20 protein-coding genes are annotated in these 22,739 nt (G+C 38.1%); 11 read left to right on the top strand and 9 right to left on the bottom strand.

All coding sequences use genetic code 11. The features are described from left to right. Positions 1-15 precede the first annotated feature (15 nt). From NAG76_13370 to NAG76_13360, 3 genes are all read right to left on the bottom strand, one after another. A complete protein-coding gene (locus tag NAG76_13370) occupies positions 16-204 on the bottom strand; it encodes a glutamate decarboxylase (protein URN92834.1) in 189 nt (62 codons plus the stop codon). Positions 205-302: 98 nt separating this feature from the next. Next, positions 303-791, bottom strand: coding sequence for a phosphatidylglycerophosphatase A (locus NAG76_13365; protein ID URN92833.1), 489 nt, complete (start codon positions 789-791; stop codon positions 303-305). Between the two features lie 109 nt (positions 792-900). Further along, on the bottom strand, positions 901-4,458 hold the full coding sequence (locus tag NAG76_13360; GenBank protein ID URN92832.1) for a DNA polymerase III subunit alpha: 3,558 nt from the start codon (positions 4,456-4,458) through the stop codon (positions 901-903). Positions 4,459-4,707: 249 nt separating this feature from the next. Between NAG76_13360 and NAG76_13355 the strand changes: the two genes are divergently transcribed. The 3 genes from NAG76_13355 (at position 4,708) to NAG76_13345 (ending at position 6,717) form a co-directional block, all read left to right on the top strand. Next, on the top strand, positions 4,708-5,037 hold the full coding sequence (locus NAG76_13355; GenBank protein ID URN92831.1) for a YtrH family sporulation protein: 330 nt from the start codon (positions 4,708-4,710) through the stop codon (positions 5,035-5,037). Then, complete coding sequence (locus NAG76_13350; protein URN92830.1) at positions 5,037-5,549, top strand: hypothetical protein; 513 nt, start codon at positions 5,037-5,039, stop codon at positions 5,547-5,549. Before NAG76_13355 ends, NAG76_13350 begins: the two co-directional genes overlap by 1 nt. Positions 5,550-6,417: 868 nt before the next feature. Beyond that, positions 6,418-6,717 (top strand): YtpI family protein, encoded by a 300-nt coding sequence (locus NAG76_13345; GenBank protein ID URN92829.1) that lies wholly within the window; start codon positions 6,418-6,420, stop codon positions 6,715-6,717. A gap of 9 nt (positions 6,718-6,726) precedes the next feature. On the opposite strand, the gene NAG76_13340 is transcribed toward NAG76_13345, so the two are convergent. Together NAG76_13340 and NAG76_13335 are read right to left on the bottom strand one after the other, a co-directional pair. Further along, positions 6,727-8,103 (bottom strand): DRTGG domain-containing protein, encoded by a 1,377-nt coding sequence (locus tag NAG76_13340; protein ID URN92828.1) that lies wholly within the window; start codon positions 8,101-8,103, stop codon positions 6,727-6,729. Between the two features lie 261 nt (positions 8,104-8,364). Further along, positions 8,365-8,673, bottom strand: coding sequence for a hypothetical protein (locus NAG76_13335; protein ID URN92827.1), 309 nt, complete (start codon positions 8,671-8,673; stop codon positions 8,365-8,367). A gap of 181 nt (positions 8,674-8,854) precedes the next feature. Here NAG76_13335 and NAG76_13330 point away from each other — a divergent pair, with 181 nt between their 5' ends. The 7 genes from NAG76_13330 (at position 8,855) to asd (ending at position 16,533) form a co-directional block, all read left to right on the top strand. Beyond that, positions 8,855-10,297 (top strand): YheC/YheD family protein, encoded by a 1,443-nt coding sequence (locus NAG76_13330; GenBank protein ID URN92826.1) that lies wholly within the window; start codon positions 8,855-8,857, stop codon positions 10,295-10,297. Beyond that, positions 10,257-11,399, top strand: a complete 1,143-nt coding sequence (locus NAG76_13325; GenBank protein ID URN92825.1) for a YheC/YheD family protein — start codon at positions 10,257-10,259, stop codon at positions 11,397-11,399. Before NAG76_13330 ends, NAG76_13325 begins: the two co-directional genes overlap by 41 nt. A gap of 69 nt (positions 11,400-11,468) precedes the next feature. Then, positions 11,469-12,845 (top strand): YheC/YheD family protein, encoded by a 1,377-nt coding sequence (locus NAG76_13320; protein URN92824.1) that lies wholly within the window; start codon positions 11,469-11,471, stop codon positions 12,843-12,845. Further along, positions 12,842-13,969: a YheC/YheD family protein gene (locus NAG76_13315; GenBank protein URN92823.1), complete on the top strand. Its 1,128-nt coding sequence runs from the start codon at positions 12,842-12,844 to the stop codon at positions 13,967-13,969. Before NAG76_13320 ends, NAG76_13315 begins: the two co-directional genes overlap by 4 nt. Positions 13,970-13,993: 24 nt before the next feature. Then, entirely contained in the window at positions 13,994-14,491 is a 498-nt protein-coding gene (locus NAG76_13310) for a GNAT family N-acetyltransferase (GenBank protein URN92822.1), read from the top strand. Next, positions 14,448-15,548 (top strand): YheC/YheD family protein, encoded by a 1,101-nt coding sequence (locus NAG76_13305; protein ID URN92821.1) that lies wholly within the window; start codon positions 14,448-14,450, stop codon positions 15,546-15,548. The genes NAG76_13310 and NAG76_13305 overlap by 44 nt, the downstream gene beginning before the upstream one ends. 196 nt (positions 15,549-15,744) lie before the next feature. Further along, the gene (gene asd, locus NAG76_13300) at positions 15,745-16,533 is read left to right on the top strand and encodes an archaetidylserine decarboxylase (protein URN92820.1); all 789 of its coding nucleotides are present in this window, start codon (positions 15,745-15,747) and stop codon (positions 16,531-16,533) included. Positions 16,534-16,600: 67 nt separating this feature from the next. On the opposite strand, the gene NAG76_13295 is transcribed toward asd, so the two are convergent. Continuing rightward, positions 16,601-17,386, bottom strand: coding sequence for an AraC family transcriptional regulator (locus NAG76_13295; GenBank protein URN92819.1), 786 nt, complete (start codon positions 17,384-17,386; stop codon positions 16,601-16,603). A 258-nt stretch (positions 17,387-17,644) separates the two neighbouring features. Here NAG76_13295 and NAG76_13290 point away from each other — a divergent pair, with 258 nt between their 5' ends. Continuing rightward, complete coding sequence (locus tag NAG76_13290; protein ID URN92818.1) at positions 17,645-18,952, top strand: aminotransferase class I/II-fold pyridoxal phosphate-dependent enzyme; 1,308 nt, start codon at positions 17,645-17,647, stop codon at positions 18,950-18,952. Positions 18,953-19,029: 77 nt separating this feature from the next. On the opposite strand, the gene NAG76_13285 is transcribed toward NAG76_13290, so the two are convergent. The 3 genes from NAG76_13285 to NAG76_13275 all read right to left on the bottom strand — a co-directional run bounded on the left by NAG76_13285 (position 19,030) and on the right by NAG76_13275 (position 22,673). Beyond that, positions 19,030-20,265: an ABC transporter permease gene (locus tag NAG76_13285; GenBank protein URN92817.1), complete on the bottom strand. Its 1,236-nt coding sequence runs from the start codon at positions 20,263-20,265 to the stop codon at positions 19,030-19,032. Further along, positions 20,265-21,017, bottom strand: coding sequence for an ABC transporter ATP-binding protein (locus NAG76_13280; GenBank protein ID URN92816.1), 753 nt, complete (start codon positions 21,015-21,017; stop codon positions 20,265-20,267). The genes NAG76_13285 and NAG76_13280 overlap by 1 nt, the downstream gene beginning before the upstream one ends. Before the next feature lie 141 nt (positions 21,018-21,158). Beyond that, a complete protein-coding gene (locus tag NAG76_13275; GenBank protein URN92815.1) occupies positions 21,159-22,673 on the bottom strand; it encodes a DEAD/DEAH box helicase in 1,515 nt (504 codons plus the stop codon). Positions 22,674-22,739 lie beyond the last annotated feature (66 nt).

The following is a 22,739-nucleotide window of genomic DNA, read 5'->3' as shown; positions in this document are numbered from 1 at the left end:
TTGAAACTACTAATCTTACGGGCGAATAATGGTGTCGAAAACTTCACGAATTTCTTCTACTTCACCAGATGGGACAAGAATTTCAAATTGCTGTTTGGACAAATTGACAGGACGGATCTTAACTAGAAATCCTTCTTGTGTAAGTTTATTTTTAATATTTTCTGCTGATCTTTCAGTAGGTGCAATATAGAATACCGTCCACATGGGAATACCTCCTACAACTCCACGTTAGCTAGTGTATATCACTATACAGCTACTATTCCCGTCAAAGGCCGTATGATGAACCAATGATAACATAACTACTAACAATCGGGCAAATCATATTGATTCGCTTTGGCATCACCATGTGCTATTCTCGCAGACGCTGCAGCGGCTAGTCCCGCTACAAGATCATCAAGAAAAACATGAATACCATTAGCTTTATTATTCAACTTCTGTAAGATCGCTGGCTTAACTTTATCTAAGTATCCAAAACTTGTTAAGCCGATCATTCCGTATACATTAGTAATCCCAAGTGCAAGAGTTTCATCTACTCCGAAAAGGGGTTCATCTTTCTCCATAATGGACTGCAGAGGCTCTGGCAACAGTTTTCTCTCTGCTAGTTCATCCAAAGCAATGCCTGTATAAAGAGCATATTGTACTTCCCGCTTTGACAGTACTGCACGTACACTGACGATACATTCATCCATAGTTAAAGTAGGATTATATTGTGTCTGCAATAAAAATGCAATTTCCGCAATATCAGAAACCTTAACACCTCGTTGTAAAAGTAATTTTTCAATAGGAATCATACAATTCACTCCTCTCATTATGCTGTACCGATATGCATATGCGCTCAGAGTCGTAAATGTGCCTATTATTACAAGTTCAAAAAGTCTGCTTTTTGAACATCCTATGTTATTACTTAATTACAATGGAACCTTTTCCAAGTAAATGCTCTACCTCTACTATAAACTTCTCATTAGGAGATGCACGATATTGCTCACTTAACGCAACAATTTGGCCGGTTCTTTCATAGAACAATACAATAACTAAATCACCTTGATGTTGCAATATTTTATTTTGAAGAATGGCTAATATAGTTGGCTGTTCAAGCTTTTCGTTAATTTTAATAAATATTTTTTGGGTTGGTGTAGGTTTAGCATCCTTAACTTCTCGTCGCGGTGGTGGAGAAGACTTGGTCGCTCCTTTATTTCGTTGCCACCTTTCAGCTTGTCCTCTTAATCGGTCTACATGTTTCGCCATTTCTTCAATTGGTTCATCACCAACAATGACAACATCATCCACGATCAATTTAATCTCATCCTCTTGTTTTTGCACAGAAGCAAGCATAAGTACTAAGCTGTCCTTCACTAATGTAGTGCTACATTTACGCCATGTACTTGCGAATACAACTGCTTCGATACGTACAATACGATCCTCAACTTCTGCGAAAGCCATAGCTTGTCCATTTTTACTCATATAAGGACGAATGGAGGCAATACGTACTGGAACTACAGCCTTGTAACCTTCTTCGCGATCATAAAGTTCAATTAAAGAATCGAAATTTTGGCCTTGTAGTACATTTAACAATTCATCAAGCGGATGACCAGACAAATACATACCTAGTAATTCGTATTCATGTTCTAGCTGCTCTGTCATGGTAAAACTTCTTATGTTCGGTAGTTCTACGTCCCAATTCTGAATTTCTTCAAACCCAAACAGTTCAATTTGCAAGTCATCTCGTTCTTTCTTCCATTTCGTTACAGCTTCTAAAGTATCGTCTAGTGCCGCTAATAATTGTGCACGATGCCCTTCAAATTGATCGAAAGCTCCTGCCAAAATTAGTGATTCTAGCACTCGCTTATTCACAACACGCAGATCTACTCGTTTACAAAAATCCAGCAGCGTGAGATAAGGTTTCTCTCTTCTACCTGACACAATAGATTCAATAGCTTGCGTCCCTACATTTTTGATTGCAGCTAGACCGAAACGGATGCCTTCTTTCGTTGGTGCAAAGTTCAGTCCACTATTATTGATACATGGTGGTAGTACGGCAATACCCATACGAGAACATTCGTCCACATATTGTGCAGCCTTTCGCATATTACCTGCAACGGATGCCAGCATTGATGCCATAAATATAATAGGGTGATGTGCTTTGAACCAAGCTGTACGAAAAGCTAAAACGCCATATGCAACCGCATGAGCTCGTGGGAAACCATAATCAGCAAAGCGAACAATCATATCGTATACTCTATTGGCACTTAGCTCATCGTACCCCATAGTTATACTTCCTTGAACAAAATGCGCTCGCTCTTCATCAAGCACCTCACGTTTCTTCTTAGAGACAGCTCGTCTTAGCAAATCTGCTTCGCCAAGTGAAAATCCTGCCATATGAGATGCAATTTGCATGATTTGTTCTTGATATACAATTATACCGTAAGTATCTTGCAAAATATGGCGAAGTGAGTCATGAGGATATTCGACAACAATTTTGCCATGCTTTCCTTCAATATACTTTGGAATAAATTCCATCGGACCTGGTCGGTAGAGCGCTAATACAGAGACAATATCTTCGAAATTAGATGGCTTCATATCACGTAGTACACGTCTTACTCCAGGCGACTCTAATTGAAATATCCCTGTAGTCTCCCCTTTACCAAGCATTTCATAAGTTAAGGGATCATCATCTGATATTTGATGGAAATTAACCTGTTTCTTATTAATCTCTTCAACCCAGCGATGTGCCCTCCCTAGAATCGACAATGTGCGAAGTCCAAGAAAGTCCATCTTCAACAACCCAATTGATTCGAGATGCTCCATAGAATACTGTGTAAGCAACATATCCTCACTACCCACTTGGAGCGGTGTATACTCCGTTAATGGTGAAGCCGCGATGACAACACCTGCTGCATGCGTAGAGGAGTGTCTTGGCATACCTTCTACTTTAATAGCCATATCGATGAGTCTTCTAGTGTTTGCACTACCATCGTAAGCAGTACGTAGTTCCTGACTTTGATTTAATGCATGCTCAAGTGTAATCCCAAGCTGATTAGGAATAAGCTTGGCAGCTCGATCAACCTCTTGGAATGAAATATTCATAGCTCTACCAACATCTCGGATCGCAGCTTTGGCAGCCATCGTACCGAACGTAATAATTTGAGCAACATGTTCATCCCCGTACTTTGCAGCTACATATTGAATAACTTCATCCCGTCGTTCATCATCAAAGTCAATATCGATATCCGGCATGCTAACCCGTTCTGGATTAAGAAAACGCTCAAATAGTAACTTATATTTAATAGGATCTACATCAGTAATTTGAAGTGTATAGGCAACAAGACTACCAGCACTAGATCCACGACCAGGACCTACAGCAATATGTCTTTCTTTCGCAAAACGAATGAAATCCCACACAATTAGAAAATAATCCTCATACCCCATCTTCTCAATAACTGCAAGTTCGTAATTAAGCCGATCTGTTACCGTCTGACGGATCTTTGTATCATTAAGCCATTGCTCGCTATCGGCAAATCTTAAATTCATACCATCAAGACATAGTTCACGTAGAAATGAATTCGATGTTTGTTGGGGTGGAATTGGCCAAAATTGGGGTAAATTCGCTCTCCCAAGTTGTAATTCTACATTGCATCGCGCGGCAATTTCCGCAGTATTACGAATAGCTTCTGGAACATGCTGAAAACGTTCAAGCATTTCAGCACCAGTCCTCAAATACAACTGATCTGTTTCTATCTTGAGTCGATCTTCGTCTTGAAGTGATTTTCCTGTACCAATACAGATCAACACTTCTTGCATCGCTGCATCACGTGGATCAATGTAATGCACATCATTGGTCGCAACTAACGGTATATCTAGTTCTTGAGCCAATTGAATCATAAGCGTTTCTGCTTGTTTCTGCTCCAACATGCCATGATTTTGAATTTCAAGATAATATCGATCTCCAAATATTTCTTTGTGGCGAAGTGCTGCAGCTTTTGCTTCATCTATTCGTTGATGTAGTAAATGTTGATTAACCTCTCCACCAAGACATGCACTTAAACAAATAATACCCTCTGAATGTTGACTGAGCAGCTCATAGTCTGCGCGAGGTTTATAATGCATCCCTTCAACTTGTGCGGTAGAAACAATTTTCATCAAGTTACGATATCCTTGTTCATTAGCAGCTAATAGAATGAGATGATAGATTGGATTCTCTTTGCGATTGCCCTTTTCAAAACGAGACCCCGCAGTAAAATATATTTCACAGCCAATAATCGGCTTAATATTATATTCAAGACATGCCTTATAGAAGGCAACAGCCCCATACATAACCCCATGGTCAGTTAGTGCTAATGCTTTCATCCCTTTGCTTGCAGCAGCCTTAACGAGCTCCTTAATTCTGGCTGCGCCATCTAACAAGCTATATTCACTATGAACGTGAAGATGTACAAATTGCTCTGCCATTGTTGTGCTCATTAATTCTCACTCCCTCTACTACAAGTAAATGTTTATTCCTTTTATTTTATCATATTACCTATGGACACGCCCATACAATGATATATAGTCATTTGCGTTATCGAAGTTTATGCTTCTGAAGCTACCTATTGATTACATTTAGTGATTCGAGAAGCAAACAAAAAGTTGTAGCTTATGCTTACGAAGTTACTTTTTATTTGCAATGTAGTATATCAAGTATCCAATAAAAAATTTTAGGAGGTATTTTAATTGAATGATTTTCTTTCAAAAGCTGGACTTGATTTCTTTGTCGCTTTTGGTGTTGTATTAGGTGGATCACTAATTGCAGGTGTCGGAGCAGTGTTTATGCTAATGCCTCCAGCGACTGTCATACTAGATACTGCTGCACGACTAAAAATATGGGCAATTGTTGCAGCGATAGGAGGATCTATTGATCCTGTACGGGTCATTGAGAGTAATATTAGTGCCGGACAGATTTCACCTGCTATTCAACAAATTTGCTTTATCCTATTTGCTTTTCTCGGAGCACATACCGCTACTGAACTTATTAAACTAGCCTGTAAAGGGGCGATCACCTAATGCGTTTACCGCCCTTTGAACGTTACTTTCATTTACTCCAGCTGGTAGGTGTATTCATTATCGGCGGTTTAGTCGGGGCTATTCTATTGAATACATTACATACTGCACAATTTGAAGCCTTCTATAACTCAAGATCTGAACTAGAGGAAAAGTTAATTCAATATGAAAAGGATATTCACAATCTATCACAATATAAGTCACAACATACCGTAATCAAAAGATTGCAACTAAGAATAGAGGATGAAAATAACTCTTCTGAAAAGCCAAAGATAGATACGTTAACACAAAACGAGCTCATCAAGCAAGTACGTGAAGATCTCTCGATGTTTATCGGACAAAGCATATACGATATCGATTCCAATGCCCAATTCGCACGAAAAATACTAGAAAAGAAAGTGTACTCTGGCGTATTAAATAATAGTTACACAATTGAAATGAAAACAGTACTGCTCGTCGATAATACACTTCAAGTTTGGATGACCGTCCGAAAATACACGCCCCCACCTTCATAACAAAAAGTTAGCTTCACTCAAGATCTATTAGATGAGCTTTAAAAATCCACTTCTTGAACTTCGACTATTAGCGAAAACTAGAACTAAATATGATACAATAAGCAACATATGGAAAATGAGCTATCATCCGATAGCTCATTTTTATTGCATTACATATTTGACACCAAAGAAGTTCCTGCATCACCCAGCAACGTGTACGCCTGCGTACACAAGCAATCAATCTTTAGAACGAGGCTTTAAACGTATTTCAAACCGCTCTAAAACAACACTCAGCAACGTGTACACTTGTGTACACAAGCGGTCCAATCTTTATGCACGTAACTTTAAGCTTATTTCAAACCGCTCTAAAACAACACCCAGCAACGTGTACACGTGTGTACTCAAGCGGTCAATCTTTAGAACGAGGCTTTAAACGTATTTCAAACCGCTCTAAAACAACACTCAGCAACGTGTACACTTGTGTACACAAGCGGTCAATCTTTAGAACGAGGCTTTAAACGTATTTCAAACCTCTCTAAAACAACTCAGCAACGTGTACACTTGTGTACACAAGCGGTCAATCTTTAGAACGAGGCTTTAAAGGTATTTCAAACCTCTCTAAAACAACACTCAGCAACGTGTACGCTTGTGTACACAAGCGGTCAATCTTTAGAACGAGGTTTAATATGAACGTTCAAAATCGTGGGCTGTCAGCACCAAGAAGATGACCTTCAGCGGAAACGAGTAGCACAGTGTACGTTATTGGTACACGAGCACACGCAGGCTTTCGATGGGGGGCATCTTCGCCGCCGACTACTCTTCGTCAGTATAATCCGCGTGATCACAGTCCACGATTTTGAACTACATCTTAAGAAAGGAGTTGATGATTGTGACTCAGTTAATCCAGTACTTCCTCTCCCCAGTCATCTTTCTAAGTGTGTTATTCGCTATCTACTACAGCGTGAAGGCTAGACAAGCGAAAGAACCAATTAAAAAAGGGATTCTTGGCGGTAAACTTAATATAAGCATGGGTATTATGCTCATATTCATTTCATTCGTTCAGCTTTTCCTATCGAATGAATCTACATTACGAATTGTACTTGGTGCGATTTTCTTAGTTCTTGGTATTTTCAACCTTTTTGCAGGATTACGTAATCTAAGCTATTTCAAAAGAAAAGCAGCAAAATAGTAATCAATATTAATAAGGGTCAATCATTTGAGCTGCCAAAATTGCTTTGGCGGCTAAGCCTTGTTTATCTACTATAGTAATTTCTATTTTGGTAACCATACGGCTAAGCTCTAATGGTTTGGCTGAAATCGATATATCTGTTTCAATTGGTAATGGGCGAAAGAAATACGTATTAACACTATCTAATAGAAAATCCCTTTTGCTCGTTTCTCGAATCATATTACGTGATGCTTGTGCCATTAGCGTACTAAGCAAACCTTCTGAAGCCATGCCAAGTGCACCTGACATTTGAGGTGTGATCTTCCCTCTAAATACCATACTTGCTTCCTCATGAATAATATCTGATTCTAGCACAAATCCCGTCCAGATTAGATCCTCAAATGTCTCTCCTGTAACAGGTTGCTTCCCAGCAAAACGCATCGCATCAAGCACTTCTTGTCTAGTGACAACGGCTAATAATTTCCGATGCCGATCTACAATTGGAAGTAGATCGATTCCCTCTAATGCCATCGTATGAACAGCTGAAGTTACTGTAATATTAGGTGCTGCCGTAATCGGATGCTTTGACATCACCTTGTCTAGTTGTGTACTATCTTCTGCACCAGCAGCATCTTTTGCTGTCATCATTCCTACAACTCTTCCTCGATCATCTAGGACAGGAAATCTCGCGGAGCCTGTAGTTTTGAATAGTTCATGATATTGCGCTATAGTCTGTCCTATGTGCATCACATCTGCCGGTTTAGTAAATGTCACAATATCTTCTAGAAGTATAATCTTTCTGCGAATTAACCGGTCATACATCGCCCTATTAATCATAGAAGCCACTGTAAATGTATCATGACGGGTAGAGAGAATTGGAAGAGCTAGTTCATTAGCAAGATCAATTACTTCTTGCTCAGGTTCAAATCCACCTGTTAATAATATTCCTGCCCCTTGCTCTAATGCGCGTCTATGTACATTTTTTCGGTTACCTACAATAAGCAGTGATGCCTCATTAATATATCGTAGCATCGCTTCTAGCTCCATCGCACCAATGACAAACTTCTGAAGTGTTTTTTCAAGACCTTCAAATCCACCATGTAATCGTCCCTCAACGATTTCAGCTACTTCACGAAACGTTAATTGGTCAAGAGCCTCTCTTCGCTTACGGTCTATACGAACAGTTCCAATTCTTTCTTTTGTAGAGACTAGACCATTCATCTCCGCATCTTTGAATGCTTTATATGCTGTTCCTTCACTTACATTCAATTCTTTAGCAATCGCTCGGACAGAGATGCGTGTGCCTACTGCTAAACTTTGTATATAATTCATGATTAGTTCATGTTTTGTCATTGTGACTTGTTCATTGTTCTGATCATCAGGTATTCCAAAATGTTTGGTGGTCATCATCTTCACCCTTTCAATACTATTGTATCTATCTCTGCGCAAATAAGCTACATGTGACTCGGTATGTTACAAAATCAAATTTCCCGTCATTTGGATTATAAAAACAGAAAAAATCCCCACTCATTGTAATGATCTACACCATCAGATGTTTAGATGTTATATCTAACATTTGAAAGGCAGTTCAATAATGGGGATTTTATATTGCACTAATTAGTAGATTTGTCATACTCTATCTTGATTAACGTAAATTTAAACGATAAGTTATGAGGCCGTTTCTTTTACTTTTTTGTTATTCGCTTCATTATCAACTTTGTTTTTCATCATGGCTGCCAATTTTTTCTCAAAACGCAATGAACGTTGTCGTTTAATCTGCTTAAGTCGATCTCGCTTTTCCTCACTCATAAGAATGATATTGCCGTTAGCTGCTATAACAATCGCTGAAAATCCAACCCAAACGATCCAAAATGCGTTTGCTAAAGGATCAGCGGACATCCCCATCTTAGGCAATGCAAAAAATAACATAACGACAGCCAGTCCCAAATTTATAAACGGAAATAATTTTTGCTTCATATATGATCTTCCTCTCTCTCAAAATTAAACACTTACTAGAGCATATGAGAAAGATACGGCTTGTATGCTATCTTTTGCGAATCACCAACAAGTCTTTGACTACATACTATACTCTAACCTTTCACTTAAATATGTCGTTATTGTTGTAAAGTTCTCAAGGAATTCCGAAAGGAGCTCAAGTATGTTGAAATCCAAATTTATCGTTCCAATTCATATTGTCGATCATATTGCTCAAGACAGTGTGTATATTAGTGAACTGATTATGAAGGATCAGAAAATCCCAAAAGCACAGCCTATTACGATTCAATTTGGAGTTCATAGCCATGCTGTCAAAGTATTGCCTAATCAGAAAAACCAAGGGCTCTTTATTCATCCTAAGCTAGCTCAACTCCTTGGTATTCCACTATTTTCCAGTAAGCCAATGCATTTTAATATTCAGTATATGAGTAAGCTTACTACGATTAAAATAGGGCCATTAATTTCAGTCCTCATTAACAAAGAAACACCGGAGGATATGAATAAGCCTTTCGGTGTCATTAGTTCTTTTTGTCGTGAATTGTCCGAAGCTTGCTATGCCATAGGTGCAATTGTTTATTTTTTCACACCATCCTCCATACCTTTGAACGGAACATTTATTAATGGCTGGATATTGGACGGGGAATGGAAGAAAAAATCTTTGCCGTTAGCTGAAATCATCTACAATCGTTTGCCCACACGTCAGATTGAGAATCAAGCTCCTGTACAGCGACTCTTTACCCAAACCGCAAAGAATCACAATATATTTATTTTTAACGAACGATTTCTTGATAAACATGATGTCTTTCATACCCTTCAAGATGATGAAAGCATCAAACACTATTTACCTGAATCTTTGCTGTTAGAAGATTTTTCAACTTTGAAATATATGATCAACAAATATAATGTGGTTTATGTGAAGCCTGTACAAGGCAGCTTAGGTAGAGGAATATTTCGCATTACATCACTAGATATCCAAAAAAAGTTCACTTTAGAGAAGGCAAGTTCACCTTCTCAAAAGCCCTTGAAATTCTCCACTTTAACAAACTTATATCGAGCATTCAAATCAAATCTATCTCACAAACAATATCAAATTCAACAGGGATTATCTGTTATTCAAGTAGGTCGAAGTCCCGTTGATTTTAGAGCACTTGTCCAGAAAAATTCTAAAGGCGGTTGGAGTATAACTTCTATCGTAGCAAGAACAGCAGGGAATGAACGTTTTGTAGCTAATTTGGCACGTGGCGGATCCATTGATACTGTCACCAATACGTTACCTCGGACAAATCTACCACAACATTTAAATACTGAAGATATGTTGCTCGCCTTAAAGCGTGCAGCCATTGCCATATCGGAAGCGATCGATCGTAATATAGATGCTCATTTTGGTGAGTTAGGCGTAGATTTGGCTATAGATGTACAAGGCAAAGTATGGCTAATAGAAGTTAATTCTAAACCTTCTAAAAATGATAATACCCCATTGCGTGAAAATAAGATCCGACCTTCCGTCAGAAAGGTTGTTTCTTATGCGAAATATCTAACAGGCTTTAAGGAAGGGAGAAAATCCCATGGAAGTCGTAGAATTAGGCGTGGCCGTCGCAAAAATTGATTACTTTCAAGATAACAAAAGATCTGATGTGTTACTGCCTGAACCTAAGTTTTATAAAGAATTAAGTATATTAGGTAAGCAACATAATATACATGTATTCGTTTTTTCTGCGGAGGAATTAGATCAAAATAATAAGTCCTTGTTTGGTTTTTGCTACACCGACAAGGGTTGGAAACGACAATATGTACCGTTCCCAGATGTTGTATTTGATCGATGCTTTTACGCAAGTTCCAAAGAGAGAATTCAGATGGAGTCCGCGCTCATATTTATTCGTCGCCAAAAACCGTTCCAACTCATAAATAATAATTTGCCTTCAAAAATACAAGTATATGATCAACTTAATACAGAAGAACCATTGATACCTTATTTACCTCATACTGACTCTATACAATCTATATCTGAGATATCCCACTGGCTAGAACTTTATCCTCAAGGCATCATTCTCAAACCAGCTGCAGGTATGCACGGTAAAGGTGTTATTCATATTTATTACAATCCAGACCTGAAACTCTATCTGATTAGTGGACGCAATCTTCGTAACGATAGTTTTGAAATTAGCTTTTCTCGTGAACTCTCTTTACTGAAATGGCTATATAAATTTAAGAAACAATTACAGTATGTTGTTCAACCGTATTTCTATTTGCGAAATGATAAGGGGCAACCATTTGATATAAGAGTACTTTTGCAAAAAGATGATAATGGTCAGTGGCAACAGACAGGCAGTGTTGCAAGGGTAGGTAGACAAGATGGATTAACATCAAATTTACATGGTGGTGGTGAGACTGGATTACCCCTGCCGCTACTCTCGCAAAATTTGGGCAGCTATAAAGCAGAACGTTTGCTACAAGAAATCCATATGATAAGTGGGCAAACAGTAATTGCAATAGAGCAACATTTTGGTCGATTTGGAGAGCTTGCACTAGACTTTGGTGTTACTCCACAAGGACGCGTATGGTTATTAGAATGTAATAGCAAACCAGGTCGTCAAGCATTCACTAACGACTTAGAACGTATTCATCCACAACTCGCAATAGAGCGCCCTCTCCAATACGCAAAATTTTTGTATCAACATTATCGTTATAGGCAACATGCCGTCATGTAAGATAAGTATTTAAGAGCAAGCAGCTACGTTGTAGCAATCGCATTGTTCTAACAATCAGGAGGTACATTGATGAGTCTTACCGTTTGTAACATACACTTCTCACAGCAGCCTGAGCAGGTCGTATATGCTTCCAAATCGCTCATCCAAGAGCTGCAACTTAAAACTTCTAAACCCATTGTCATACGACTTGGGCAAGAGCAAATAAAAGCATTAATAAAACCATTAAAACGTTCAGGTAAGCATCTTTATCTTTCAACTGGAATTCGTCAAAGCATAAAAATACCAAGCAGTGGCACCATTCATCTGTTACCACGTGGATCTAATGATATTCAGTTAGGACCTCTTATTGGCATATTAACAGACGTAATAAAACCTGGTGAAGGCTCTCCCTTCAACTCACGCTCTTCATTTGTAAAACAAGTGATTAAAGCAGGTCATAACAAAGCATACACTTTTGGCTTTACCCCCGCTGATATAGATTGGCAGAATAAAACCGTACACGGTTACTTTCTCAATGCACAAGGTAATTGGTATCGTCGAGAGGTAGCTTTTCCTGATGTGATCTACAATAGATTACCCAATCGTAAAACTGAAATTGGACCTTCAATGACTGCATTAAGAGAGCGCTTTGTCAAAATCGGTATTCCTTTTTTCAATTGGAGTTTCTTGAACAAGGCTGATGTATATGAATTTCTCGACAATGATCCTGAAGCTCTACTTCATCTGCCAGAATCTGTGACGAACCCTTCGCAAGAAAAAATGAAAAAGATGCTTCATCAATACCAATTTATTTACTTTAAACCTGGTACTGGCAGCCTAGGATATGGTATCTACAGAATTACGTATCACAAACAAAACGGCTACTTCGTGCGGTATCGTAACAACGGCACAAATACTTTGTTGAAATTCACAAGTTTTGACAAAATGTATCGGGCACTATCATTAAAACATGGCGAAGGCTTAAAAAACTATGTTGCTCAACAAGGTATTCGTCTTATTGAATTAGATAAATGCCCTGTCGATTTCAGATTTCATATGCATAAAGATATTAATAACGAATGGCAACCTGTAGGTATTGGAGCGAAAAAAGCAGGTCGTGGTAGTGTAACCACTCATATGAAAAGTGGAGGAACTTTGCTTACTCCAGAACAAGCTCTTCAATACACGTTCGGTAATCGTACTCCTGACATTCTAGAAAAAGCAAAGCTTGTTTCTGTTAAAATTTCTGAAGCCATTGAACGTAACTACTCACACCGACTTGGTGAGCTTGGATTAGATATTGGAATAGATCAAAGTGGGGATGTGTGGATGTTCGAGGCCAATGCAAAGCCAGGCAGATCTATTTTTAAACATCCTGCACTCCGGCTCGAAGGCAAAGAATCATTAAATCATATTGTGGAACATTGCTTATATCTTAGTCAGTTTCAAGGAGGCGGAGTATCTTGACTAGTTCTTTGATAGAAGAAACCGCTGATCTCAACCAATATGAAAGTAATATATTTGCGATATTAACATCTAACGATGAACAAGGTAAAATGCGTGGAAATCGCAATAATTTTATTGATATTATTCAAGCGGGACAGGAAATGGGATTTAAAGTTTATGTACTCCCCGTGGAGAATCTCGCTTTGAGTCGCAAGCAATTACGAGGCTATGTGTATCATAAGAGTACGAAACGTTGGACACAGAAATGGATGCCATTCCCTAACATTATTTATAATCGAATCCCTTTACGTTCTGATGAGGAAACAGCTGCAGTGAAAACGAAACTAGCAGCTTGCCAGAACAATTCAGATCTCATTTTATTTAATCCAACGTTTTTTAATAAATGGGAACTGAATCGTTGGTTACGTCGTTCAAAAGTTACGAAGTCCTATATTCCATTGACTCGTAAACTAGGCAGTGCTTCTACACTTGAAAATTTATTACAACAACACGCTTATTTGTACTTGAAGCCGGAGAGTGGAAAAGCCGGAAAAGGTATTATGACCATTGTAAAAAAAGACAATAATACTTTACCCTATCGTTTGAACATTCAAGAGAAAACGTACAGTACTACTTTCAACTGCTCGAACTTTAAAAAGCTTTGGGCACGTATACAACAAGAATGTGGTACTGTCCCATATATTGTGCAGCAAGGAATTCCATTAGCAACTTTTCAAAATCGCAAATTCGATTTACGGACACTTATCCAGAAAAACGGAAGTGGAGACTGGGAGATTACAGGTCTTGGCGCACGAATCGCGGGAAGTACAAGTATTACAACTCATGTCCCTCGTGGCGGCAGTATAGATGAACCTCTTAAATTGCTTACCCATGCATTCAATACTAAAGAAGCACATAATATTATTGATAAAGCATCTAAAGTTGCTATTAAAATAGCTACTCAAATTGAGCGCAGTGCGAATTATCGTCTAGGTGAAATGTCTATGGATATTGGAGTAGATGAATCAGGTGGAATTTGGTTTTTTGAAGCAAATTCAAAACCGATGAAATTCGATGAACCTCATATTCGCCAAAAATCATTACAACGCATTTTTCAATATAGTCAGCATCTGCTCAAACAATAGTTGAAAACAGGAGGTGCAACATTCATGCTACTTCGTCATAATTCTCGAACTTGGAATAAGCAGAGAGCTAAAATTCTAAATTTTATTAGTCACTATGGAGAAAAAAGAATTACACTGGCAACACTTCATAGCCTACGCTTACTCTCTGATGAACAACTTAATTATCAACCATCATCTGATATTGTTCCAGCTTCTGTTGTTACTTTCAGTGATCAAGGTAAATTAATGGGAGTAGGATACGCAATCGGTGACGGTAGTGGACATTGTCTTATTGTTGTGCGACCAGAAGCTCGAAGAAACGGTGTCGGCTTTCAAATCATGAAAGAACTTATCAATTCGCTGGACCATTTCTCATGTCAGGTTGCCATAGATAACGTTGCTAGTTTGGCACTTTGTTTCAAAAACGGCCTACATGCTGTATCCATGTTTAAAGGCCCTACTGGTAAAGCAACCTTACGTTTTGAAAGGAGTTCAGTTCATGGGGCGGCTACTGTTAGGAATACTAACACTATATCTCAATGACGGCAGAATACTAGAAGAAAGAAAAATATATGAGCAAATGACGATCGCTGGCGCCGAGCTCGGTATTCAGGTCATTGTCTTTACTCCTGAAGACGTCTCAACGCATCAAGCGAAGGTTAGAGCTCACTGTTACGATTCTACTCAGAAACGTTGGACTCGTAGATGGGGACCTATTCCTAAATATATATTTGACCGTTGTCGATTGCAAAAATCACATCGTATGAAATTACTACAAACTTTCAAAGAGCAATATCCCCACATTAATTATTTAAATAAACCTATAGGTCATAAATGGAACGTTCATCAAAAACTAGAAGAGCATCATGCTATTCGACCTTACCTCCCTCATACGATCTACTATTCTAATATATCGGACATTACCCATATGTTGAATCTTTACAAAGTAATCTATCTCAAGCCTGTAAATGGTACAGGTGGCCGTGGCATTCTACGTATCGAAAAATCTTCCAATCAAATATTTTATATTGAGGGAAGAGATCATGATCGTAACATTATTTCTCCGCAAAAAATGAGTCTCTCATCATTAAGTGACTTCTTACAAAAATGGAATGTACTAAAAGCTAATTTCTTGGTACAGCAAGGTATTCCATTACAACTTTCTGATGGCAGAGTTCATGATTATCGCGTACTCATCCAAAAGGATGGAACTGGGGAATGGAATGTAACTGGTTGTGCGGGACGAATAGGGGCTAAGCGCAGTATTACAGCTAATCTTCATGGTGGAGGTTCAGCGGTTCCAATGGAAAGGTTAATGCGAAATTTTATTAATAGTAATGTTAACCTTACGGCTGTTAAGGATGAAGTTAATTACCTTTCGATCCAAATAGCTTCATATCTTGACAGTTATATTTCTGCCTTATGTGAATTAGCGATCGATATTGCGATCGATCGAGAAGGTCAAATATGGATTATTGAAATAAACCCTAAACCTGCACGTGAAGTTTTCAAAGAAATAGGCAATCTTGAAGTATACAAAACAGCTATTCGTAGGCCACTTGAGTACGCTAAATATCAATACTTGAAAAAAGATAAGTAATATTGAACTTGTTTGAACTGCACCTCCAATTGTTAGGTAAGAACTAACAATTGGAGGTGTAGTTTTTTATGGACATTTATCTTTTCTTTAGAAAATAGCAGATTATAGTTGCATCATTGCAACATGCTCGTATAGTATAAAGTTTGATCACATTGTATTAATAAGCAATAAGCTTGGCTAAAGGAGATATAATTTAATGTTGAAGTGGTTATTACGCTCTATGACTGAACTAACCTCTCGTAAATGGATTTCTCGTATTACAGGTGCATTCGCACAATCTCGTGGTAGTCGCATCTTCATAAAAAAATTCGCTGCGGCATATGGCATAAAAGTAGACGAAGCTGAAAAAACTATCGATCAGTATGAGACGTTGAATGAGTTTTTCACGAGACGACTGAAGGATGGACTTCGTCAAATTGATGCAACATCATCTGCTCTTGTATCACCTGTCGATGCTCTTATCACTGGATGTGGGGTAATTCAAAACGGAACGATTATTAATGTAAAGGGACAAGATTATTCCGTTTCAGAATTACTAGCAAACGAAGTGCTTTCCAAGAAGTTTCTTAACGGTTATTATTATGTATTATACTTAAGCCCAACTGACTACCATCGTATTCATACTCCAATCGAAGGAACCATTGTTGGGCGTGTACACCTTCCAGGTAAAGTCTATCCTGTTAATAATTTTGGACTGACTCATATGAAACGAGTACTAAGTCGGAATGAACGTTTAATAACATACTTTAATAGCAACGGTCATACTGTAGCAGCCGTAAAAGTTGGTGCCATGAATGTAAGTAGTATTCACTATGTACAACATGATAAAGATCAAGTAGAGCGTGGAGAAGAGCTTGCTTATTTCGCATTCGGCTCAACTGTAGTATTACTAACTGAGACTAACTCGTATGAAGCTGATCCTACCATTCAAATAAATAGTAAAGTAACAATGGGTCAAAAACTTGGCACTATGATCGCAAAATAATCATTAACTTTTCAAAAAAACGGGTCGCGTCGCTGAATTCCACTTTCAGCAATGCGACCCGTTCGTCTTATCTTATTTCAGATGGATTTTTTCCAGTGTATTGCTTAAATTGTCTACTAAAGAAGAAAATATCTCTGTAGCCTAGTGCATCTGCAACTTCAGTAACATTCATTCCTGCATGAGTTAACAAGTATTGAGCTCTATCTATTCTTGTACGGATCATATAGGTTTGAACGGACATTCCAAGCACTTCTCTAAATTTCATTGAGAAATAACGAGGTGACAATTGAGCACGCATCGCAAGATCTTCAACTCGGTGTGCAACACTCGGATTTTGACGAATGAAGTTCGCCACTTCATGAATCGATTCCGTTAGCTGATTACTTGCTTTTTTCTCTGTTGGTGTTTGGAAATCTGCCCGAAGCAAATGAATCATAATTTGCTTTAAGACAAGCTTAGCTTCCTCTTCAGCAGCAAAGGTCTGAATAAGAAACAGTCTAACATATCGAGATAATAAAAATTCAAAATCTATCGTATCCTTAAGTAAGCGATAACGCTTTGGAATCACTTCGACAGCTTCTTCAGTCGCGAAATGAATATATGTTAGCACTAATGGCTTTTGAGGATTATGTGTAGCACTTGTATAATCACCAGGACGGAATAAGAAACAACTTCCTGGACCTACTTCATGATGTACACCATTAACCTCAACATCGCCTTCTCCACTCCAAACGTAGAATAGATCAAAATTCGGCATAGGTTTTTCTCGTCTTGCCCATCTCCAACCTGGTTCGCAAACAATTTTTGCAAAGGCAGGCTTTAGTAATAGCTTATCCGGCGATATATCTAGCATAATTGACCCCTCCTACTACTTCAATTAATGTAAATAAACTATATCTATTAGAGTCACTATACAAATTGTGCAAAAAAATAATATCCCTATACTCCATTATAATTAATCTAGCGAAAGGTTCAACAGAAAATAAATGCAAATTGAAGGATTGAAAAATATTTTAGTTGTTCATGGTCTAGTTGAAGTAATAATGTTATAATATGTGCGACTGCACTAACCTATAAATATGATTGATTTCGGAAGGATGGAATGAAGTCCATGAACCCATTAGCTCAGCAACTTAATGAGACCTTGCAACAAGAGAGTCCAGCTGTCTATGACATGTTATCTAATCTAGGGAAAGCTATTTACTTCCCGAAAGAAGGTATCCTTAGCCAATCTGCAGAAGCAAAGGCTAAAGCGAAAAAGTATAATGCTACAATTGGTATTGCAACTGAAGGTGGCAAGCCAATGCACCTTAAAGTTATCCAAGATACTTTAAGCGCTTATAATCCTAAAGATATTTACGAATATGCTCCTCCTGCAGGTAAGCCGGAACTTCGTACTGCTTGGCGCGAAAAAATGGTAAAAGATAATCCTTCATTAGCTTCTGTACAGGCTGAGCTTAGCAATCCAATCGTGACAAATGCTTTAACGCATGGTCTGAGCATTGTTGCTGATCTATTCGCCGATACAGGAGACGCTGTCATTATTCCAGATAAGAACTGGGAAAACTATGAATTAACTTTCGGTGTTCGTCGTAACGCAGAAATCGTGGAGTATCCACTATATAATGAAGATCAACGATTCAACAGTGAAGGTTTACGTGAAGCATTGCTTGCTCAGAAGGGCAAGGGCAAAGCCATTGTAATTCTTAACTTCCCTAATAACCCAACTGGTTATACACCAGATGATCAAGATGGAGACGCAATCATTGCTGCAATTAAAACTGCAGCAGAGGAAGGCGTAAAAGTTGTTGCAGTAACAGATGATGCATACTTCGGATTATTCTTTGAAGATTCCATGCAAGAATCTTTATTCGGCAAATTAGCTGATCTGCATCCTAATGTTCTTGCTGTTAAAGTTGATGGTGCAACAAAAGAAGAATATGTATGGGGCTTCCGTGTAGGATTTATCACTTATGCTTCTTCTTCCAAAGCGGCACTTGCAGCTCTTGAACAAAAAACAATGGGGATTATACGCTCGACAATTTCAAGTGGGCCTCATCCATCTCAAACTTTTGTATTACATGCCCTGAATTCTCCGGAATTTGAAGCTCAAAAAGCTGAAAAATTCGAGATTATGAAAAATCGCGCTAATATCGTAAAAGATTTGCTGGATAGCGGTCGATATGGAAATACGTTGCAATACTATCCATTCAATTCTGGATACTTTATGTGCTTAAAACTTTCAAATGTAAGTGCTGATTCCGTTCGTCTATTACTTCTAGACAAATACGGTATCGGAACAATTGCTCTAGGTGAAACTGATTTACGTGTTGCATTCTCTTGTATTGAAGGAGAACACCTAGAAGAACTATATGATTGCATCTACAAAGCAGTTTTGGAACTTACGGAACAAGCTTAATAATATCTCTATACTAATGACAAAAGGGATTCAGAATGATAACATTCTGAATCCCTTTTGCATTTTATACTTGCCAATTAATCTAGATCATCTACTTCTTTCACAAGCTTACGCTTTATATTGAAAGCACGCACAATCGGATATAGTAATGCGAACAAAATCATTACTATAACTTGTGAACTATGTCCACCCCACATAGGAATCGTTGTCAATAACAATACTATTAGCATCATATAGCTTAATAATCGATCAATCGTAATGATCTGCTGTTGTTGTAGCTTTACTTGCATCGGGAATATATCTTTCCAAATCGCGTAACGATGTACTTTGCGTAATGAGCCAATTTGTAATGTAATGATTAATCCGAATAGCATATAACTAATTACGGTCCCCCATCCATTCATACCATTCTCAGACGCAACTATGTAATTCACTAGTCCACCGAGAATAAGTAGTCTCATACAGATTCCTCCAATCTCAGTACGTACGAACGTAATGAGGTGTAAGTAAACAAATGTATATTGTTTCTTATATGGGACGAAAGGAATAATCCAGCTTAAGTATTTTCTTTGTTTCACTATTGGTGGTCCAACACGTACATCAATGAACCAACTAAAGAATGAATATAATCGACGAATCGTTATTCGTTCTTCAGCGATTAACCGTTCCCATGGGAACGATTGCTTATTCGTCACACGGTATAGCGTAGCTAACATTACTAACACTATAACGGTTAAACATAACATCCCCCAACGACTTGAAAGTAGCCAACCGAATAGTAACATAAACATTAATATCCAACGGAATAAGCGCATAATATTTCGATTCATTGACCAGATAAATTGACGTTCCTTCCAGGCCATAACATGATTCAAAGCTTTCAAAATTACGAGTACTGCTATAAAAATTATCGGTTGATACGCATCTGTCTGACGATATAGCGGCCAATATATCAATGTAACAATAAGCAGATATATGAAGCCATTTCTTAGCGAGCGAATATGAGATTTCTTCATATATGTACCTAGTTGATGTTCCATCGGCATTAGAAAGATCGTATCCGCTTCTTTCAACCAAGTACGCAAAGGGTTATAACTTATCAACGGTGTAAGTACAAGTGCACCAATGAATTCAAGCGGGAAATTTTCTGGTACATTTTGGATTAAGTTAATATATTGAATAATACTAACAATGCCAATTAACGAGAGAAAAGCCGGAAATCCACTACGCGACATATACTTAATGTATGGCAAAATTTCCATCATAAAAGCGTTCTTTCGCTTCTGCCATAACAGCAATACATCAGAAGACATTAGACTTCCCCTCCATTTAAAAGTTCATAGAAGGCTTCCTCAAGGTTTTTCGCTTGTCCTCCTCCTTTGTTTGCTTGATCGAGCATCTGTTGCAATGTTCCGTGCGCCACAACTTGGCCGCCATCTAACATTAGAAATCTGTCACAATAATGTTCAATCGTAGCCAGAATATGAGAACTCATCAAAATCGATGACCCATTCTTTTTCACTTCTTCAAGCTCTAGTAACAGAGAACGAATGCCTAACGGATCGAGTCCGAGAAATGGCTCATCAATGATGAACAAGGCTGGTTTTGCTAATAATGCACTCATAATCATTACTTTTTGCTTCATACCTTTTGACAAATGAGCTGTAACTGATTTACGCTTTTTCACCATATGGTACCGTTCAAGTAATAGTTCGACCTGTTGTTCATATTGTTTTTGAGGAACACTATATGCCATTGCAGTTAATCGTAAATGTTCTTCAACCGTTAATTCTTCGAAAAGAACTGGCGTTTCAGGCACGTAAGTATAACCACTTCTATATTTTTCAACATCATCCTTTAATGTCGTTCCATTAATCATAATGGTTCCTTTATGTGGAGTCATTAATCCAAGAATATGTTTGATCGTTGTACTTTTCCCTGCACCATTGACTCCGATAAGACCGATCATTTCACCTGACTCGATATGTAGATTAATGTTTTGAATAATCGCTTTGCGAGGACTATATCCTCCACTTAATTGTTCAACACTTAATACTGTACTCATCATTTCACCTCTTTTTTCTCTTCATATAAGCATACCTAATTTCTAGATTAATATCAAAAAAAGAGTAAAAGCAATTTGCTTTTACTCTTTAGCATTAGATGTCTAAGTAAATTAATAATAGAGTCCATCTACCCTATACATTTAGTTATCAGTAGTTTGTCTCTTTTCTTTCAACCACTTAGGAGCACCTTTATTTTTCCCACCATTGGCTTTTTTCTTTGATGTAGCTTTTGCTATCGGGCCAGTTTTTTTGTCTTTTTTCACACTACCATTATTACTACTATCAGAATTGTTGGAAGTGGAAATTTGTCGTTCTTCACCCGATCTGTAAATTTCTTGAGCTTTAATTGCTCTGCTGTTTATGTTAGCGGTCGAACTACCTTGTACAGGAGTAGACTTAATTGACTCCGCTTGTTTTCCCTTGCTACTACTTGATTGTAGTCGATCAGATGCCTCTACTGGCTTACGTGATATAGACTTTTCTGCAGGCTTATACTTCGTAGCCTCAGCTACTTGAGCTTCATTCAACAATTTGCCACGGAACAATATTCTCTCTTCAATGTTAATATGCAATTGCTTCATGAATTTGTCCATAATAAACTTTTCATGTGGCGTAATAATAGAAATCACTAGACCAGATTTCCCCATACGACCCGTTCTACCTGCTCGGTGAACATAATGATCGGCATCAACCGCAGGCTCAATCTGAATAACTAGAGGTAGATCCACTATATCAATACCACGAGCGGCAACGTCAGTAGATAATATCGCATCAAGTTTGCCCTCACGGAACGCTGTTAATGTTGCTGATCTACGTTGTTTATCTGCCTCACCAAATAACGATTCAATTTTGAATCCTTCATATTTCATTTTAGTTTCCCAATTGGAAATTTGGTTCGTATCATTGACGAATAACAATGCAGAGGAAGCATTAAGTGTACGAAGCAAACGTCTAGCTGTATCTAGCTTAGAGCGCTGATCGCATACAACATAGAAATGTTCAATTGTACTTGCTACTTTTTCTGCTGGCGTAATCATAATATGATGAGGTTGTTTCATCCAGCGACCTTCATACCTAGACATCGTTGTCTCTGGATAAGTAGCGGAGAAAAATGCCGTTTGTCGCAATTTATTTACATTAAATAGTAAATTCTCAGTATCAGTAGGTGTGCCTAGCTCAAAGGTTTGATCGGCTTCATCGATAACAAGATACTTAACTTGATGTAGCTTTAGACGTTTACTCTTAACCAATTCGTTCATTCGACCTGGAGTTCCAATAACGATATGTGGATTGAGCTTTAACTTTTCAATTTGACGCTTTGCTGCAGCGCCTCCGATTAATTGTTGAACTCTAACGCCAAGCAGTTCTCCATAGCTTTCAGCAACTCGAACAATTTGCATAGCTAGCTCTTGCGTAGGTGCAAGTACTACAGCTTGAATTGACTTGGACTCAACATTAATGTTTTGCAAAATAGGTAGTAAAAACGCCAACGTCTTACCACTACCCGTTTGTGATTTAACTGAAATATCTTTTCCTTCTATTAACAATTGAATGGCTTGTTGTTGCACCTCAGTTGGTTCAACAATTCCTTGCTTTACTAATGCTGAACTTAGTACATCATTAATTCCAAGTTCCGCCCATTTCGTACTAGACATATTAAAATCCTCTCTTTGCCAATAAGGCCCTTTGATGTTTAGGTGTTACTTAAAATGAAGGTTCAA

It is taken from the genome of Candidatus Pristimantibacillus lignocellulolyticus, from assembly GCA_023639215.1.
In the GTDB taxonomy this organism is placed as follows: Bacteria; Bacillota; Bacilli; order Paenibacillales; family Paenibacillaceae; genus Pristimantibacillus; species Pristimantibacillus lignocellulolyticus.
The sequence above is the reverse complement of the archived record's forward strand: the minus strand, read 5'-3'. Positions and strand labels throughout refer to the sequence as shown.

Excerpts from the sequence above, each read along its gene's own strand:
- NAG76_13370 (URN92834.1), bottom strand. The coding sequence starts at position 204 with ATGTGGACGGTATTCTATATTGCACCTACTGAAAGATCAGCAGAAAAT.
- NAG76_13365 (URN92833.1), bottom strand. The coding sequence starts at position 791 with ATGATTCCTATTGAAAAATTACTTTTACAACGAGGTGTTAAGGTTTCT.
- NAG76_13360 (URN92832.1), bottom strand. The coding sequence starts at position 4,458 with ATGAGCACAACAATGGCAGAGCAATTTGTACATCTTCACGTTCATAGT.
- NAG76_13350 (URN92830.1), top strand. The coding sequence starts at position 5,037 with ATGCGTTTACCGCCCTTTGAACGTTACTTTCATTTACTCCAGCTGGTA.
- NAG76_13340 (URN92828.1), bottom strand. The coding sequence starts at position 8,103 with ATGACCACCAAACATTTTGGAATACCTGATGATCAGAACAATGAACAA.
- NAG76_13335 (URN92827.1), bottom strand. The coding sequence starts at position 8,673 with ATGAAGCAAAAATTATTTCCGTTTATAAATTTGGGACTGGCTGTCGTT.
- NAG76_13330 (URN92826.1), top strand. The coding sequence starts at position 8,855 with ATGTTGAAATCCAAATTTATCGTTCCAATTCATATTGTCGATCATATT.
- NAG76_13325 (URN92825.1), top strand. The coding sequence starts at position 10,257 with ATGGAAGTCGTAGAATTAGGCGTGGCCGTCGCAAAAATTGATTACTTT.
- NAG76_13320 (URN92824.1), top strand. The coding sequence starts at position 11,469 with ATGAGTCTTACCGTTTGTAACATACACTTCTCACAGCAGCCTGAGCAG.
- NAG76_13310 (URN92822.1), top strand. The coding sequence starts at position 13,994 with ATGCTACTTCGTCATAATTCTCGAACTTGGAATAAGCAGAGAGCTAAA.
- NAG76_13305 (URN92821.1), top strand. The coding sequence starts at position 14,448 with ATGGGGCGGCTACTGTTAGGAATACTAACACTATATCTCAATGACGGC.
- asd (URN92820.1), top strand. The coding sequence starts at position 15,745 with ATGTTGAAGTGGTTATTACGCTCTATGACTGAACTAACCTCTCGTAAA.
- NAG76_13295 (URN92819.1), bottom strand. The coding sequence starts at position 17,386 with ATGCTAGATATATCGCCGGATAAGCTATTACTAAAGCCTGCCTTTGCA.
- NAG76_13290 (URN92818.1), top strand. The coding sequence starts at position 17,645 with ATGAACCCATTAGCTCAGCAACTTAATGAGACCTTGCAACAAGAGAGT.
- NAG76_13285 (URN92817.1), bottom strand. The coding sequence starts at position 20,265 with ATGTCTTCTGATGTATTGCTGTTATGGCAGAAGCGAAAGAACGCTTTT.
- NAG76_13280 (URN92816.1), bottom strand. The coding sequence starts at position 21,017 with ATGAGTACAGTATTAAGTGTTGAACAATTAAGTGGAGGATATAGTCCT.
- NAG76_13275 (URN92815.1), bottom strand. The coding sequence starts at position 22,673 with ATGTCTAGTACGAAATGGGCGGAACTTGGAATTAATGATGTACTAAGT.